The sequence below is a fragment of the Cohnella yongneupensis genome (assembly GCF_042655785.1).
In the GTDB taxonomy this organism is placed as follows: Bacteria; Bacillota; Bacilli; order Paenibacillales; family Paenibacillaceae; genus Cohnella; species Cohnella yongneupensis.
On sequence record NZ_JBHSNC010000050.1, the window covers coordinates 1 to 16,695 of the forward strand.

The 16,695-nt window shown below is 49.8% G+C and carries 13 protein-coding genes; all 13 read right to left on the reverse strand.

All coding sequences use genetic code 11. From position 1 onward, the window contains the following. Window positions 1–134: 134 nt before the first annotated feature. The 13 genes from ACFPQ4_RS16355 to ACFPQ4_RS16415 all read right to left on the reverse strand — a co-directional run bounded on the left by ACFPQ4_RS16355 (window position 135) and on the right by ACFPQ4_RS16415 (window position 16,462). Window positions 135–347, reverse strand: coding sequence for a helix-turn-helix domain-containing protein (locus ACFPQ4_RS16355; RefSeq protein ID WP_051250584.1), 213 nt, complete (start codon window positions 345–347; stop codon window positions 135–137). Between the two features lie 223 nt (window positions 348–570). Then, window positions 571–2,403: a glutamine--fructose-6-phosphate transaminase (isomerizing) gene (gene glmS / locus ACFPQ4_RS16360; RefSeq protein WP_378112949.1), complete on the reverse strand. Its 1,833-nt coding sequence runs from the start codon at window positions 2,401–2,403 to the stop codon at window positions 571–573. A gap of 598 nt (window positions 2,404–3,001) precedes the next feature. Continuing rightward, entirely contained in the window at window positions 3,002–4,342 is a 1,341-nt protein-coding gene (gene glmM, locus ACFPQ4_RS16365) for a phosphoglucosamine mutase (RefSeq protein WP_378112950.1), read from the reverse strand. 63 nt (window positions 4,343–4,405) lie between these two features. After that, window positions 4,406–5,719, reverse strand: coding sequence for a CdaR family protein (locus ACFPQ4_RS16370; RefSeq protein WP_378112951.1), 1,314 nt, complete (start codon window positions 5,717–5,719; stop codon window positions 4,406–4,408). Beyond that, entirely contained in the window at window positions 5,712–6,545 is an 834-nt protein-coding gene (gene cdaA / locus ACFPQ4_RS16375) for a diadenylate cyclase CdaA (protein WP_378112952.1), read from the reverse strand. The genes ACFPQ4_RS16370 and cdaA overlap by 8 nt, the downstream gene beginning before the upstream one ends. Before the next feature lie 185 nt (window positions 6,546–6,730). Then, the gene (locus ACFPQ4_RS16380) at window positions 6,731–7,378 is read right to left on the reverse strand and encodes a zf-HC2 domain-containing protein (protein WP_378112953.1); all 648 of its coding nucleotides are present in this window, start codon (window positions 7,376–7,378) and stop codon (window positions 6,731–6,733) included. Window positions 7,379–7,439: 61 nt separating this feature from the next. Continuing rightward, window positions 7,440–8,006 (reverse strand): RNA polymerase sigma factor SigW, encoded by a 567-nt coding sequence (gene sigW, locus ACFPQ4_RS16385; protein WP_378112954.1) that lies wholly within the window; start codon window positions 8,004–8,006, stop codon window positions 7,440–7,442. A 2-nt stretch (window positions 8,007–8,008) separates the two neighbouring features. Continuing rightward, window positions 8,009–8,947 (reverse strand): EamA family transporter, encoded by a 939-nt coding sequence (locus ACFPQ4_RS16390; RefSeq protein WP_378112955.1) that lies wholly within the window; start codon window positions 8,945–8,947, stop codon window positions 8,009–8,011. Window positions 8,948–9,014: 67 nt separating this feature from the next. Further along, window positions 9,015–11,807 (reverse strand): phosphoenolpyruvate carboxylase, encoded by a 2,793-nt coding sequence (gene ppc, locus ACFPQ4_RS16395; RefSeq protein ID WP_378112956.1) that lies wholly within the window; start codon window positions 11,805–11,807, stop codon window positions 9,015–9,017. 216 nt (window positions 11,808–12,023) lie between these two features. Further along, window positions 12,024–12,164 carry an N-acetylmuramoyl-L-alanine amidase gene (locus ACFPQ4_RS16400; RefSeq protein ID WP_378112957.1) on the reverse strand — a complete coding sequence of 47 codons (141 nt, stop codon included), beginning with the start codon at window positions 12,162–12,164 and terminating at the stop codon, window positions 12,024–12,026. Further along, complete coding sequence (locus ACFPQ4_RS16405; protein WP_378112958.1) at window positions 12,130–12,543, reverse strand: glycoside hydrolase domain-containing protein; 414 nt, start codon at window positions 12,541–12,543, stop codon at window positions 12,130–12,132. Before ACFPQ4_RS16405 ends, ACFPQ4_RS16400 begins: the two co-directional genes overlap by 35 nt. A 397-nt stretch (window positions 12,544–12,940) precedes the next feature. Further along, window positions 12,941–15,451, reverse strand: coding sequence for a S8 family peptidase (locus tag ACFPQ4_RS16410; protein ID WP_378112959.1), 2,511 nt, complete (start codon window positions 15,449–15,451; stop codon window positions 12,941–12,943). Window positions 15,452–15,454: 3 nt separating this feature from the next. Then, the gene (locus ACFPQ4_RS16415; protein WP_378112960.1) at window positions 15,455–16,462 is read right to left on the reverse strand and encodes an AAA family ATPase; all 1,008 of its coding nucleotides are present in this window, start codon (window positions 16,460–16,462) and stop codon (window positions 15,455–15,457) included. Between the last annotated feature and the right edge of the window lie 233 nt (window positions 16,463–16,695).

A 16,695-nucleotide genomic window follows, 5' to 3' on the forward strand; every position in this document is an offset into this window, starting at 1 on the left:
GTCAATTCGTGGACAACTAACACCGTCTAGTGCTGGACGAATTACGCTAGCTCTAACAATAAGAACAATACTTTATTGTTAACTTTCACATAAGAACAACACTTTATTGTAATAAGTCAACATTCACTTGCAAATCATGAATTTAACTTATGTCCAAGTATCAACCAATTCATATCCACATTAAACTTCTTATGAAGTTGTAGCATTGTTTCAACTGATGGATTAAACTTATTTTTCTCCAAATCACTTAAAGTCCCTTGTGAAATTCCAATCATCTGAGAAAATACAACTTGATTGAAGTCATGTGTCTTTCTAATATGTTTTATCCTCTCACCTATAGAATGCATAGTCCATTCCCTTCGCCTTATAAAAAGTGGCCCCGATTATATTGATCATCGTGGGCCACTCTAGGCGATATTTGAACTGCAGCAACTTTATTGAAGATGTCGTCATTCCTTCAGACACCAACATTAGTGTCTATACACCAACTTTAATGTCTATACACCAACATTATTGTCTATACACCAACTTTAATGTCATTGTACACTGGCTGCTCTCTTGTACTAAACCTTACTCCACCGTAACGCTCTTAGCTAGGTTCCGCGGCTTATCAACGTCATGACCAAGCGCCAGCGAAGCATAGTAGCTCAGCAGTTGCAGCGGAACGACGGACAAGGCCGGCGTCAGAACCGGCAGCGTGCGAGGAATCGCGAAGATGCGATCTACCGATCTTGCGACTTCATGCACGTAGCCCTCGTTGACGATACCGAGTACGTCGGCGCCGCGCGCTTTTACTTCCTTGATGTTGCTAAGCGTCTTCTCGTACAGCGCTTCTTGGGTAATGAGCGCGATAACCGGCGTGCCCTCTTCGATGAGCGCCAGCGTACCGTGCTTCAGCTCTCCCGCAGCATACGCCTCGGAGTGGATATACGAAATCTCTTTCAGCTTCAGCGAGCCTTCCATCGCAACGGCGTAGTCAACGCCGCGGCCGATGAAGAACAAGCTGCTGTGGTTGGAGATCGACTCCGCCACTTGCTTGATCACTTCCGCTTGCGCGAGCACGTGCTCCACTTGCTCAGGCAACGCCTGCATAGCTGCCAGCACATTTACAATCGTAGCTTCATCCTGCGTGCCGTTCGTCTGCGCCCAGTAGAGGCCGAACAGATAGAACGCGATGAGCTGCGACGTGTAGGCTTTCGTGGAAGCTACCGCGATTTCCGGACCTGCCAACGTGATGATCACGTCGTCCGCTTCGCGGGCAACCGAGCTGCCTACTACGTTGGTGATTGCCAGTACCGGCGCGCCGCAACGTTGCGCTTCGCGCAGAGCGGCGAGCGTATCGGCCGTCTCGCCGGATTGGCTGACGACGATAACCAAAGTGTCCGGCGTGATGATCGGCGAACGGTAACGATATTCGGATGCGACGTCGGTTTCTACCGGGATGCGCACCAAGCTCTCGATAACGTTCTTGCCGACTAGCCCTGCATGCATAGCCGTTCCGCATGCAACGATGTGAACGCGATTGATGCTGCGCAGCTTCTCCGGCGTGATTTTCAACTCCGGAAGCACGACCGACTTGCCGTCTTCGCTAATGCGTCCGAGCATCGTATCGCGGTAGGCACGCGGCTGCTCGTGAATTTCCTTCAGCATGAAGTGATCGTAGCCGCCCTTCTCGGCGGTCATGAGATCCCAGTCGACGTGGAATACTTCCTTAGAGACGGGGTTGCCTTCGATCGTCATAAGCTCAACGCCGTCGCGGGTCAGAACAGCCATTTCTCCGTCGTTGAGAATATAAATGTCGCGTGTATGCTCGAGAATCGCCGGAATATCCGAAGCGATATATTTCTCGCCGTCGCCGACGCCGATAATAAGCGGGCTTGCATAGCGCACCGCTACGAGACGATCCGGCTCGTGCTCCGTCAATACGCCGAGCGCGAACGCTCCGCGCATTTTCTTAACCGCGCGTTGTACCGCTTTAACGATATCGCCGTCATATTCGACCGCGATCAGGTGAGAGATAACTTCGGTATCCGTCTCCGACAGGAAACGGTGCCCCGCCATCATCAGCTCTTCCTTCAAGTCGAGATAGTTCTCGATAATGCCGTTATGCACGACGGAAAATTTCAAAGAATTGTCCGTATGCGGATGCGAGTTCACGTCCGAAGGCTTGCCGTGCGTTGCCCAACGCGTATGGCCGATGCCGACCGTACCGCGCAGCGGTTCACCTCTCAAGCGATTTTCCAGGTTAGCCAACCGACCAACCGTTTTCGTTACTTCTAGACCTTGCTCGGTGTATACCGCGATCCCCGCCGAATCATACCCGCGGTACTCCAGCTTGCTCAGCCCTTCCAACAAGATCGGCTGCGACTCTCTAAACCCTATATATCCAACGATTCCGCACATATTTAAATTAGCCTCCGTTTCGGTATCTGTCCGCGATAGCCGAACCGTAGCCGTACAAGCCACACAAGCCGCATTCAATTAAGGGGTGCCTTCGCGCCCCGCTGCCCACGACATGCCCGCTCGCGGCCGGTATCGGTCCGTCGGACATCTCACATTCGTTGTTTTCATTAACAACGTTTCATCATCGTATCGGATTATTGTCCGCCTGGTCGCCCTAAGCGATTTGTCATCCGATTGTCGGCTCCGATGGTAAGCCGGGGGGTCCCCGCCGAACGTTCCGAACACCCCCACCTCGTCAACTTGTTTACTCCGACGGCTGCACGAATCCAAGCTACCCGCGAGAATCGCTTTTCCGCTCCCGATTCCCGCCGCTATGGATCCCGCTTCCGCGTTTCGTCAAGTTCTGGCGCTTTTGTTGCCCTTTTGTCGCTACCCTGCCCTTCTATTCCTGAATACTTTCTATATCTTATTCGTTTTGAAAATGTGTTGCAACCTTTTCGCGGTTATTTCCCGGGAAACGACAATTCCAGTTATTGTACGGAAACAAAAAATCGACCTCGCGCGAACCGAGGCTCTGCGCAATGCCGATTTCAATAGCTTATACTAACTCAAGCCGCACAACGTCGACGATATTGCCGACCAGACGCTCGATTTCTTCTTTGTTCGCGCCTTCCGCCATTACGCGGATCAAAGCTTCCGTCCCCGATGGACGCACGAGCACGCGGCCGTTGTCGCCAAGCTCCGCCTCCGCCGCTCTGACCGCTTCCGCGATCGCGGCGTTGCCAGGATAACGGGACTTATCGGCGACTCTCACGTTAACGAGCACTTGCGGGAACTTGCTCATCATTTGCTTCAGTTCGCTCAACTTCTTGCCCGAGGCTACGATCGTATCTACGAGCTGCAAGCCAGTCAGAATGCCGTCCCCGGTCGTACTATAATCGAGGAAAATAACGTGCCCGGATTGTTCGCCGCCCAAGTTATAGCCGCCGTTCACCATTTCTTCCATGACGTATCGGTCGCCGACAGCCGTCTTAGCCGTCTTCAGACCGAGCGTGTTCGCCGCTTTGAAAAATCCGAGGTTCGCCATGACCGTCGTGACGACCGTGTCTTTCGATAGTCGACCCGCGCGCCGCATCGCGTCGCCGCAAATGCACAAAATGTAGTCTCCGTCGACTTCTTCGCCGTCCCCGTCGACCGCGATCAAGCGATCCGCGTCACCATCGAACGCAAGTCCGAGGTCCGCGCCGACTTCCTTCACCTTCGCCGCGAGCAGCTCCGGATGAGTCGAGCCTACGCCGGCGTTAATGTTGAGGCCGTTCGGCTCCGCGCCGAGCAGCACCACTTCCGCCCCTAACGCGCGGAACACTTCCGGCGCCAGCTCGTATGCCGCGCCATGCGCGCAATCGAGCACGAGCTTCACGCCGGCGAACGAATGGCTCACCGTCGTCTTCAAATACGCCAAGTACCGCTCTTTCGCCGTCGTATCCGTAGTAAGCGTACCGATCGCGCCGCCGACCGGACGAGGCAGCGTGTCTTCCTCCGCGTCCATGAGCCGTTCGATCTCCGCTTCCGTCTCGTCCAGCAGCTTGAAACCGTCGCCGCCGAAAAACTTAATGCCGTTATCCTCGACCGGATTATGCGAAGCCGAAATCATGACGCCCGCATCCGCGCCGAGCACGCGAGTCAAGTATGCAACCGCTGGCGTGCTGACGACGCCCAGGCGCACGACGTCCGCGCCGATCGATAATAGTCCAGCTACAAGCGAGCTTTCCAGCATCGGGCCGGAAATACGCGTATCGCATCCGATGATGACCTTCGGCCGTTCCGCGCGACCCGCTAATACGACGCCGCCGCAGCGGCCGATTTTATAAGCTAACTCCGGCGTCAATCCTTGGTTGGCTACGCCTCTAACTCCGTCAGTTCCGAAATATTTTCCCATATGCGCAATTGATGCTCCTTCGTCCTATCGTACATAACTATCCGCGACACCCGCGAGGCTCGCTTACGGAGTCGTCGTTACGGCCTCGGCCTCCGACCCCGCCTGCGTTGTCGTTCCATCGCCTTCCGCCGCTCCCTCTTCGGGAACGTTGACCGGAACGTCGCTTGTAATCTCTACCGTAATGCTATTCGTGCCCCCAACCTGCTCCATGAACCGCTCAAGATTCACCGTAAGCGGAACCGTATACGTCCCCGGACCTCTGTTGCTCAATTCCGTGTACACGTCCACGTCGCCCGGCTTCAAGCTTCCGAGAATCGACGGCGCGCCTTGCACGACGATGTCCGCCATTCCGGATGCCGGATCGGTTATCTTGACGCTTAAGCCGTCGTTCAGCCCTTTCCAGGTGATCGGCAAGCCTTCCAGCGTTCTTGTCTCCGACAGCACGACCTCAACCGAGATCTCAATCTGCGCCGGCGATACTTCGATGATCGGAGCACCGATCGTCAGCGGAATCGTAACTTTGCCTGAATTTTTCAGATCGTCGAGCGGTACGTTAACTTCTAGGAACTCCAGCTTATCCAGCGCGTCTTGCGGTCCGTAGACGGTTACTTGTTCGGCGTCCGGCTTGAAGGACGCGATGCTTAGTCCCGTCGGCATGTGACCGCTCAACTTGAACTGCAGCGGTATCGTCTTGAACGGATTCGTAATCGGAACCTCGACCTCGACGACCGCCGGCTCGAGCTTCGCGTTCTCGATGACTTTGCCCTTCTCATCGTAAGCGGCCAGCTTGACGCCTTTATTCTTAATCGTCTCTTGCTCTCCGTCGATGGAGATATTCGCTCTGACGCTCGCGACCCGCTCCATCACGTTGTCCGGCAATGTGACGTGCACTTTGTTGCTCGGCTTGACGATCGGCGTCCCCGCCTTATACCCTTTGGCCGGGCTGCCTTCCGTCACGACCTCTACCTCGAATTCCTTCGTCTGCAGCGCGACTAGCGTCACTTGAACCGTCGACGGCTCTATATCCACCAAATCCAAGCCGCGAGGCAGGTTGGCGTCTATCTCTACTTTATGCGTGCCTTCGCCCAGAGGTCTCAGATCGACCTGCAGTTTGTAATTCTCCGTCTTGGCGAGCAATGCCGCGCTTGATCCGCTGACTTTGATCGTCACGCTTCCGGGGTTGAATTCGGTTAGAACGAAATTGCTTTCATCCAATCCGTAAGGCTGAACGTTAAGCGTGAGCGTCTTCGTCTTCGTCGTCGTTGCGACCGTATTCGGCGGTGCTTCCTGATTGTAGTGCACGACCGCCCACATCAGAATGGCAATTCCGAGCGCAAGAAGCTTGGCGGCTGTCGGGTGATTCAACCATTTATCCACGGTTGCCACCTTCTTTCCGCTTCCAGAACGCTTTCCATTCCGTCTTATTCGCTTTGAATTGCGGCCGCAGCTCCTCGAACAGCTTCGAAATCAGCGACTCTTCCTTAATATCGCGCACGATTTGCCCGTTCATGGCGAGGGAGACTTGTCCCGTCTCCTCGGACACGACTACCGAGATCGCGTCGCACACTTCGCTGACGCCGATCGCCGCGCGGTGGCGCGTGCCCAGCTCCTTGCTGATGAACGGATTTTCCGATAACGGCAAGTAACAGCCTGCAGCCATAATCTGATTTCCGCGAATGATGACCGCTCCGTCATGCAACGGCGTATTCGGCACGAATACGTTGCTAAGCAGCTCCGAGCTAAGCTTCGAATTCATCTTGATCCCGGACTCGATATAATCGTTAAGCCCGGTACTCCGCTCGAATACGATTAACGCCCCTATCTTTCGAGGGGATAAATAATTAACCGATTTAATCACTTCGTTGATCTGATGGCTGACGTCCTGCTCTTCCTGCGACGTCCTTGCGAACAGCTTGCCGCGTCCGAGCTGCTCAAGCGCCCTTCGGAGCTCCGGTTGGAAAATAATAAGCACCGTAACGACGCCGAAAGTGAACATCTGATTCATGAGCCACTTCAGCGTATATAGGTTAAACCACGTGCTAAGCGCCCACGTAATGACGAGAAGCAGGATCCCTCTAAGCAATTGGACCGCGCGGGTGCCCCTCACCAGAATGATGAGACGATAAATGATGTAACTGACGATGAGAACATCGACAATATCTTTAAAGGAGTTTTTGAATGTCAGCCCGGCAAAATAGTCCAAGACGCTTGCCCCCCGTCCCGGCGCTGGAATGGTTTATCGATTGGTGTCGGATTTAAGCGCTTCTTATCCCTTAATCTTTCTCTACGGTTCCCATGAAATCCTGTCTCTGACATAAAAAAACCTCTCCGGGCGTCCAGAGAGGCAGTCAAGCTTGGACGGATTCCATATGTCCATCATACCTTACATTAGGTACCGTATGCCAGTGTACCGAACCATGAGCTGACTTTATACCAAATCCAGTCGACCGCTCGATCGATCTGCTTAATATCTCCTGCGATATGAGCCGTGGAAGCCAACGTATAGCTTCCGTCTATGACCGTTAGATCGCCCTCGACGTCCCCGTCGACTTGCGCGATTCCGTTCACGACGGTCAGATCGCCCTCGATGTGCTGGCCAGCGGGTACGATGACTTTATTGCCTTCGATAATAACGTGATCCAGATCCCCGGATACCGACAGCTCTTTGTCTTGATTCCACATCGCTATGAAGCTCGACAACATGACGACCATGAAGATCGCCGCGGCCGATACGGCTGGGTGACGACGAACCCATGATGTCCAAGATGCGGGACGACGCGACTTCGGCAACGACTTCATTATGCGATCGGATAAATAGGAAGGCGGCGCTTCGGCCGGCAGCGACTGAACGAACGCGTTGGTCTTCTCGAGCGCGTCGAGCCGAGTGCTGCAAGCGGCGCAGCTCTGGAGATGCTCCTGCAGATGCTTGATCTCATCGCGAGGCAGATCCCCATCCAGATACTCGTGTATTGACGCGACGGCGATGTTGCACTTCATATCTGCCATCCCTTTCTTCAGCGGTGAGTTGATCCTCACGAATGTAGCTTCTATAGATTACGTAAGACATTCCTGTGAAGTTTCACTTATTTCATAACGCTTATAACTTGTGCTCTAATTTCTTTCTCAAAAACTCCCGGCCGCGGTGCACCCTTGTCTTCACCGTCGTCACGGGCATATCGAGCACGTCGGATATTTCCTGCAACGACAAGTCCTGAAGATATCGCAATATCATTATAGACTTATATTTTACGGGTAGCGTCGCGATCGCTTCGCGGATCAGCTTCTGCGTCTCCGACAGCAGTAGCTCGCTCTCCGGCGTTCGTTCGTCGCTAGGCATCATCGAGTAGCCGTCAAGACCGTCATGATCCGTCGATTCCGCATCCAGCGAATATACAGCGCGCCTCTTACGAAGCCGGTCGATGCATAGGTTCGTCGCAATGCGATAGATCCAAGTCGAGAACTTCTGATTCTCGTCGTAGCGATCCAGGTTTTTATATACGCGCAAAAAAGCTTCCTGGACAACATCCTCGGCTTCTTGTCGGTTTCCCGTCATCCGATAAGCGAGGTGGTAAAGCTTGTCCTTATACAAATCCACGATCTCCGCGAACGCGCGCTGATCGCCTTTACGGGCCAACCTCGCGAGCCGCGTCTCTAATGGCTTCAAAGTCAATCCTCACCTTCCATACCGGTTATTGCGTCATCGTTCGTGCGTTTTTGGGTTGCTCCGATTCCGACGAGAATGAGCGCGATACCCGCCGCTTGCCACCAAGTAAGCGGTTCTCCCAACAGAAGGAACGCGGCAACTACCGCTGCCGGCAATTCCATGGATCCGAGCAGCGCGGCGAGACCGCCTCCGAGCTTCGGTATCCCTACGTTAAAACAGAAGAACGGTAAAGCCGTGTTCAACAATCCGAGCAACAGCCCCCACCCTATAATTGAGCCGCTATTACCCCAGTCGAACATAGTCGGCCAATGCAATAGCGTCACGAACACGAGGGATGCGGTAGACATTACGGAAGATTTACCGATGGAATCGAGCTCCGGCGGCAAAAAATCCGTTAAAAAGAAGAACAAGCTGTACGTAACGGCCGAGAGCAAACCATACAAGACGCCTATGCCGTCAATTCGGCTGAAATCATGCTCGAGCAAGCCGACCGCAAGTACCGTTCCGATCGCAATGAAGAGCATCGCGAGCCATTCCGCTCTCTTCGGCCAAGCACGCTTGCGAATACTTTCTAGGAAAATGGTAATCCACGTGAATTGAAAAAGCAAGACGATCGCGAGTGAAGCATCTACCCGGGCTAACGACTCGTTGTAGAACAGCGTCGTTAACGCTAACCCAACTACACCGATTGCCGAAAGTTTCAGCCAAGAACGCCTCACGCTTGTTCCTCCGGAGCGAGTTCCGGACATGCCGCGTTTTAGCGCTCGCAAACCCATGGCAAGCCACAGCAACGCCGCGCCCGACAACACTTGCTGGAAAGTAAGGTGCTGCGCGCTCCACCCGTCTTCCAATGCGAGCTTATAGATGGATGAGCCAATTCCGTAGCTGCTCGCGCCTGCCAACACTAACGCGACAGCCCAGAAGTTGTGTTTACGATTCATCGGCGGACAACCTGCTTTCAATGTAAAAAGAGGCTCAGGTTTGCACCCGAGCCACATGCTTTACTAATTAACCGGTATTGCGAAGACCGGCGGCAATTCCGTTAATGGTCAAGAGCACTTCGCGAAGGAGCTCCGTGTCGTCCCCGTTTTGCGCGCGCAAGCTACGAAGCTCTGCGAGCAACTGAACCTGCATGTAGCTAAGCGGATCGACGTACGGGTTGCGCAGACGAATCGATTCTTGGATAACCGGCGAATTGTCGAGAATTTCCTCTTGTCCGGTAATGGCCAGGATCATCTTCTTCGTCGTGGCATATTCCTCTTCGATTAGCGTGAAGATCCGTGCGCGAATCGTATCGTCCTCGATCATCGCCGCATATTGGCGAGCGATCGTTAGATCCGCTTTCGCTAGCGCCATTTGCAGATTGTCGACGAGTGAGCGGAAGAACGAATATTCGCGGTACATGACGCGAAGCACTTCGAGCCTTGAAGCATCCCCGTCTACGAACTTCTGGAACGCCGTTCCCGCCGCGTACCATGCCGGTAGCAAATACCGACTTTGCGTCCATGCGAACACCCATGGAATCGCGCGCAAGTCTTCGAAGCGGTCGCTTCCCTTACGCTTGGAAGGACGGGATCCGATGTTCAGTTCCCCGACTTCCGGAAGCGGCGTCGATTCCTTGAAGAACGTCATGAAGCCCGGATCGCGGAAGATCAGATCTTGGTACTTCGTCTGCGCATCTTCAGAGATGCCGCGCATAATATCTTCCCACTCGGCTTCGGACGATTTCTCTTGCGTCGGATAGCGAGACAGGTAAGCGCCCAAGATGAGCGCGCTCGTCGCTTGCTCCAAGCTGCGGTAGGCGATGCCCTTCATCGAGTAACGGGACGACAATACTTCCCCTTGCTCGGTAATCTTGATGCCTCCGCCAATCGTGTGTGGCGGTTGCGCGAGAATACTACGGTTAAGCGGCATGCCGCCGCGTCCGAGCGCGCCGCCGCGTCCGTGGAAGAACTTGAGACGAACGTCGTGTTCCTTCGCCGTCTGGGTCAAATCGTTGAGCGCTACGCGCAGCTCCCAGTTCGCCGTAACCATGCCGCCGTCCTTGTTGCTATCGGAATAGCCGAGCATGATTTCGTGAAGATTGCCCATCGTCGACAAGCATTCCCGATAGATCGGCAATTCGAACAACGTCTTCATAATAGCCGGAGCCTCATGCAAGTCGTCGATCGTCTCGAACAACGGAACCGCCTGCAGCGTAGCCGTAATGCTGCCGTCTTTATTTTTTCTGAACAGGCCGGCTTCCTTCGCGAATACCATAACTTCGAGAAGGTCGCTGGCACCCTGCGTCATGCTGATCAGATAGCTCGTGATGCAATCGCGGCCGAATTCGACCTGCGCGCGTTGAATCGTACGATATACGTCCAAAATCTCTTTCGTGGACTCGCTCACTTCAGCCGTCTCGTGCAACAGCGGTCTCATATCGCCCAGCAAACCGTGGAGCAGCTCGATCTTCTCTTTCTCTCCGAGCGCCGAGTAGTCGCTGGTGATGCCCGCTTTGGCGAGAATTTCGACCATTGCGTTCTCGTGCTCTTGGCTGTGCTGACGCACGTCCAGAGCGGCCAAATGGAAGCCGAACAGCTCGACTTGACGAATGAACTTCTTCAACTGCGTGTCCGCTACGTAATCCGCATAATGGTGGCGCAAGCTGCGATCGATAAGCGCCAAGTCCGCGAGCAATTCATCTACCGTATGGTAGCGTTTGTTCGTATGTTTGAACTCGTCTTCGCGCATGTTTTGCAGCTTTTGCAACATATAGGTCAGCTTAACGCGGTATGGCTCCTTGTCGTTCGTCCAAGCCTCGACCGACCGAAGCTCCATTTGTTCGGAATCCTTACGGATCGACTCGAGCAGTTCGGGGCTTACGTTCACGATGGACGTGCTGAAGCTCATTTGACGCATTAGCGCTTTAATGATGTGCTCGTATTTGTAAATGACGAGGTTACGCTGCATGTTCAGCGTCTTCCACGTAATTTCGGCTTTAACGGACGGGTTGCCATCGCGGTCGCCGCCGATCCAAGAACCGAATCTGAGGTAAGTCGGCACATGCCAAGCCTCGTCAGGGTAAAACTTCGTCAAGCAGCGTTCGAGCTCCTCGTATACGTCGGGAAGCACGTCGAACAGCGTTTCATGGAAGAAGTACATTCCGTTGCGCACTTCGTCCAGAACGGTAGGCTTACGATCCCGAAGCTCATCCGTCTGCCATAGCGTAAGCACTTCGTTAAGCAGCTTCTCGCGAAGCTTCTCGCGCTCGCGGTAAGTGAGAGTAGGGTTGTCCAGCTCCATTACTTCGTCCGCGATCCGCTTATGAATATCAAGAACCGCTCTGCGCGTAGCTTCCGTCGGATGCGCCGTCATGACGAGCTCGAGCGAAATGTCGCTTAGCATCTCTTGCACTTCTTCGACCGGTAAGCTCTTGCTCTTAAGCTCTTGCACGACGCTCTCGATCGAACCGGGTTGAACCGACTCTCCCGCCGAACGCTCGTAGTCCCGTTTACGGCGAATACGATGGTTCTGCTCCGCGATATTAACCAATTGGAAATAAATCGCGAACGCACGAATAACGCTGTGCCTAATACCTGGCTCGAGCGTCTTGATCGTATTCATGAATTCCTCGTACAGCTCCGGCGAAGATTCCGCGCGCAGCGACTTGCTCATCTCACGAATTTTCTCTACATGTTCCAGCAGTTCGCGTCCACCCTGATGCACGAGCACTTCACCCAAGATGTTACCTAGAAAGCGTACATCCCTACGCAGCAGATGGTTGGACGGAGAACGCCCGTTAGTGGCCAATTCCGTCATCCTTTTCACCCCAAATCAAGCTTTCAACGCCAAAAAATCCTTCTTAATATCATACTACATTGATCGCCAGAAATCTTCATTTTCATGAAAAAAGGAACCGTCCCGCAAGCGCGCGGATTCGGCTCCCCGATTTATGCGACTGAAAGGATCATCCGTTAAAAGATGACGCCTGCGTTTAATGCGATTTATCGCGAATACGCGATGAATGCTTATCAGCTATTGAGGCGGTAATCCTGCCGCTTTGCGGACTTCGTTGGCCAACCGGTTGAACTCGTTGCGCGCCTCAGGATCCTCCGTCGCAAACCAACCGGCGCTCAAAAATTTAATGATTTTCTCCGCGTCTTGCGCACTCATCATCGATTCTTCTCCCCCTTTCGTGCTCCACCATCCTTCGCCGCCATAGGACTCGTTCAGATCTACAGGGTGACCCGCCGACCGTAAAATAGATTGCGCTCCCGACCGGTTGGTCGATCCCCACAGCCTCTACGTACGCGGCCTGTCCATCCGCATGTCCGTTAACCGCTCCCCCCTCGGGTCGACTTGCCGTCGTCTCGAACACGCTGACGATGTCCATCCCTGCTTCCGTTATCCCTTCCGCCTCAGCTCGCGTTAGTCGTTTCCACGCATATGACGGCGGTACCAAATACCTTCCCGCGAAGCAATATCCCTCTGCAGCTATCGATTTGGCCGTTTCGGCGGAAATCGGCTGCACGAAATCAATTCCTTTTATCGTCACTCGATCACCTCGTTTTCTGCCAGAGACTCGAGATACATTTAGCTCTTAAAAGAGCATATTCACGTATCGTCGAAGGGATATCAGCTACTAGACAACAAAAAAAGCCTTACCGGAGTAAGGCTTTCGAAGTTAAAGTTATGGAGCGGGTGATGGGAATCGAACCCACGCTATTAGCTTGGAAGGCTCATATAGCGGTATTGTTGGGAGTTGTTGCGATGCTTGGAAGCCTTGATCTATAAGGGTTCCCCTTTTTGTTCTTGTGGCCGCTTGTGATCAATTCGGGTAGTTGTTGACGGGTTTCGTCAACAATCCGTCAACAACTTCCTAAATTAATAACATCTTAGTCTTGCTCCTACTCAAGGGGATATCACATTGGAACCTTAATATCATTTGATGGTTATACACGTACTCGAGTCCTAGTACGTATTCGCTGCTGAATTTGTGTATATAGATCAATTTCAGGACTTTGTGCTTCAAAGGTAATAACTAATGCATATTTTTGTGAATCTTGCCCATCTGGATGGGGAAATTGCTCTTTGCCTGCAACCAATATTGTAATTGTCGGTTCATTACCACCTACTGGTATCTTAAACAAATCGGCTCCACCGGTTCTCCCCTTCTTCCACGTCCTTAGTTGTACCGTTGAGTTTTGTAGCGACTGATACCCAGGCAAAAATTTTGTCCTATTAGCTTTTGGAACTGTTGGTAGTTCATCTTCATCACCGATCTGACGAGTTCTCCTGAACTGTTCTAATTGTGCTACTGACAGACCTTTATAAACCTCGAACCAAAGCCTGTTTGAAGTATATGTTTTACGGCTTAATCTAACTGGAGGATCATAGGCAAGGCTAATAGATATAGACTTTTCGAATCTTCCATTCAAAAAGTTCGGAGGAACTATAATGTTATATAAATGAAAAGAATTTAGAGTTAGAACTTCTTCCGCATATAATGTTACCTTATTATTTTGAGACCATATATGACTTAATGAAGGTCTCCCATACCCCATAGTTCTTAACACATATTCAGATGTACGGGGTTGAGTCCTATGATCTTCAGGATCATTCGCTTGTTTTATCCAATCTTCTATCTCAGTAGGAACAGTTGCTGAATTCACAACCATTGCTCTAATTAAGTTTGCACTTGGTGGACGCCCAAGCTGTCTTTTAAGAGTATGCTCCATAATTGCACTAATATGGGTAACATGAGGCGCCGAAAAACTAGTGCCACAAAAACCCCTGAACCATCTTCCATCATCTAATGTGTGTCGTAATGATGGTTCTCCGACATTATGATCATTTTTAATCCACTGATTTGTGCCACCTGCTTGTTGGATTATAAAACTACCACCTGGGGCTACTAAATCAGGTTTAACTGAACCATTTACACCAAATCCTGACCTTGTAAAAACTGAAGGTGAATTAGGCTTATTAACTGATAGCCTTGCCATACCACCTGTGATTCTAAAATCATCTCGCCTCGTAACTGAACCAACAACAAGACATATTGAAGCTGTGCCTGGGTCGATAAGTTTATGAGGCTGCGTTAGCAGATTATCTCTGGCTTGTTGTTGTATTTCGTCACGTGTAATACCTAGTGGGACCTCTGGATGTGCTACATTGCCAGCACTAACAACAATAACAATGTCTAATAACCTTGATAAATTATCGAGAGTTTCCGCCCACGGAAATTGACGTCCACCAGAATAAACATTGTTCATATTTCCAATAGACAGATTAAAAATCCTACATCCTCTTTCACTATGAAAATATCTTATTGCTTCCTCTAACATCATTTCGGGGCGTTTTTCCTCTGGAAAAACAGGAGTATTCCATACAGGATTATTACATAAAACTTTTGCATTACATATTCTAACCTTAGGTAACCAATTACCTGTTGTCAGATGATTAGGAATATCACCATATACTACAATACCGGCAACACCTGTTCCATGACCATTTAAGTCTATCTCTGTATTCTCACCTGTACCAAAATCATAACCTTCAATAAGGATTCCATCTCGTAGCAATGGATGCCCTGCGAACACTCCAGAATCAACTATTGTCGCCAGCGGAGCTTCTTCGTCTAAGTCAAATCTAGCATTTTGATAGTTTTGTGGCGCTTCATTAAATATGTCAAATTTTTCCTCTAAATTAGGTTTGCTTGGCAAATCAACTAAGGCAACAATGTCTAGATTGAGCAAAGTTTGCAAAGCTTCTGCATTGAGACGGACTTTTCCAAGAAGTAAACTCGGAGTTCTAAATAAGTCTAAAAGGAGTTCGCCTCCTAAATTTCTTAAAGCACCTCTTAATAGCTGCTCTGTTTGCATAGCACCTCTAGGTGTACCGTCATACCATAAGTCAATATCAGCAATAAATGGGATAGTGGGAATTCCCTCAGAGTTCAGTCTCTCTCCCATTCTATCAGCTGGATCAAGTTTTCTTATTGTCTCTAGTGAATCAAATAGATCTCTTCGTTGAGCATGAGTAAGATTACCACGTTGAGGAGAATTTATTTCATATAACTGTCTTTCATTAACGAACCTATTAAGTATCTCGCTATTCGGAAATTGAACAAGTAGACGATAGTTTGTAACACCATCTTCTTTGACAAATACTTCTTCAACAATGGAAATTTCAAAGGCTGTTATTAATGTTTCTCTTTGATTTACCGAAAGCACTTTAAATTCAAGTACTACTAGGGAATCAGGAGAAATTCCCACTTGCTCACGATGTCTGTTTATAGATGTGATAGCATCTGATGTTTGTTGATTGATTAATGTTCCATGCGCCTGTCTATTCCCTCTAGGTATAATCCTTGGTGCATTAGGATTTTGCCTGCCTCTAACTGGGCTAATTACTGGTTCTCTTATAATCTCTATGTGGCTCAGAGGTTGAAACTCAGTCATGACCTAGCCTCCAGTGTTGTTCGCAATGCGTGCTTGTTTGCGCCTTAACTCTTTTACGTACGAACGTTCAATATCTTTTTGGGTAAAATAGTCTCTATTATCAAAGATACATTGTTTAACTATACTTTGGCAAATTCTCTCAATTTCCGCGTGGGAAAATCCAATTAGTTCGTCAACTAACTCCCGAAGTTTATTCTCAGGACCATGAAATCGGTTTAAATTCCTCTTAAGTAATATTTGAATCTGAGCATGGTTAGGAAGTTCAAATTGAACCACCTCGCTAAATCGTCTCCAAAGTGCATTATCGATTACCTTCTCATAATTTGTAGCAGCAATTATCAATGATCTTCCGGCAAAAGAATCTATAAGTTGCAAAAAAGCATTTACAACTCTTTTTACTTCACCATGTTCACTTTCATCTTCCCTTGAACGACCTATTGCATCAAATTCATCAAAAAAGATTACCCACGAGTTGCTGCTAGCGTATTCAAACAGTTTCCTTAAATTGTTAGATGTTTCTCCCAGGAATGATGAAATCACCGCATCAAATCTTACATACAGCATTGGAAGACCTAGTTCTCCAGCAATTGCTTCAGCAGCCAGTGTCTTTCCACATCCTGGTGGGCCACAGAAAAGGATTTTATTATTAGGCTTTATTCCATTACTAACAAGTGTATCCCAGTATTGAAAATCTCTAATTACACTCTGTAGGTCATTTTCTACCATCTCATTTACAACAAGATCACGAAAAAATCTATCAGGAAATTTGATCTCATATAAATTAATATTTTTATCCAAATCTTTTGGGGGAGTTATAGGTTGAAACACACTTATTGATTTTTGAATATTTGTCTGTTCACTATATAAAATTCTCTTGAGTTCATCAGCTAATACCAGATGATTCTTTTTCTTTTCCTCATCAATGATATATTCTGCAGCCTTCACAAAGGATTCTTTATCATTCTGTTTAAAGCTTCTGATTAATGTCTTAAGTAAGTCTGCTCGTGCCATTTATGAATCACCTCCAAAATACATAAAAAAACTGTATATCTTCAATAAATATGAAAGTACTTCAGTATCGTCCATATTTTTCGATTTTCATTCTAGCTGTATTAATTAAATTTCATTATCGTGTAACTTCTAATATGGCAAAAGACCTTCTTAAATGCTGCAAGTGAGCTATTTATTATATAAAAATGCATATGCACTTTGAATTTCTTAATATGTTGGTTAACTACTCTCTT

Coding starts and splice junctions, on each gene's coding strand:
- ACFPQ4_RS16355 (WP_051250584.1), bottom strand. CDS start 347: ATGCATTCTATAGGTGAGAGGATAAAACATATTAGAAAGACACATGAC.
- glmS (WP_378112949.1), bottom strand. CDS start 2,403: ATGTGCGGAATCGTTGGATATATAGGGTTTAGAGAGTCGCAGCCGATC.
- glmM (WP_378112950.1), bottom strand. CDS start 4,342: ATGGGAAAATATTTCGGAACTGACGGAGTTAGAGGCGTAGCCAACCAA.
- ACFPQ4_RS16390 (WP_378112955.1), bottom strand. CDS start 8,947: ATGAATCGTAAACACAACTTCTGGGCTGTCGCGTTAGTGTTGGCAGGC.
- ppc (WP_378112956.1), bottom strand. CDS start 11,807: ATGACGGAATTGGCCACTAACGGGCGTTCTCCGTCCAACCATCTGCTG.
- ACFPQ4_RS16400 (WP_378112957.1), bottom strand. CDS start 12,164: ATGATGAGTGCGCAAGACGCGGAGAAAATCATTAAATTTTTGAGCGCC.
- ACFPQ4_RS16410 (WP_378112959.1), bottom strand. CDS start 15,451: ATGACTGAGTTTCAACCTCTGAGCCACATAGAGATTATAAGAGAACCA.
- ACFPQ4_RS16415 (WP_378112960.1), bottom strand. CDS start 16,462: ATGGCACGAGCAGACTTACTTAAGACATTAATCAGAAGCTTTAAACAG.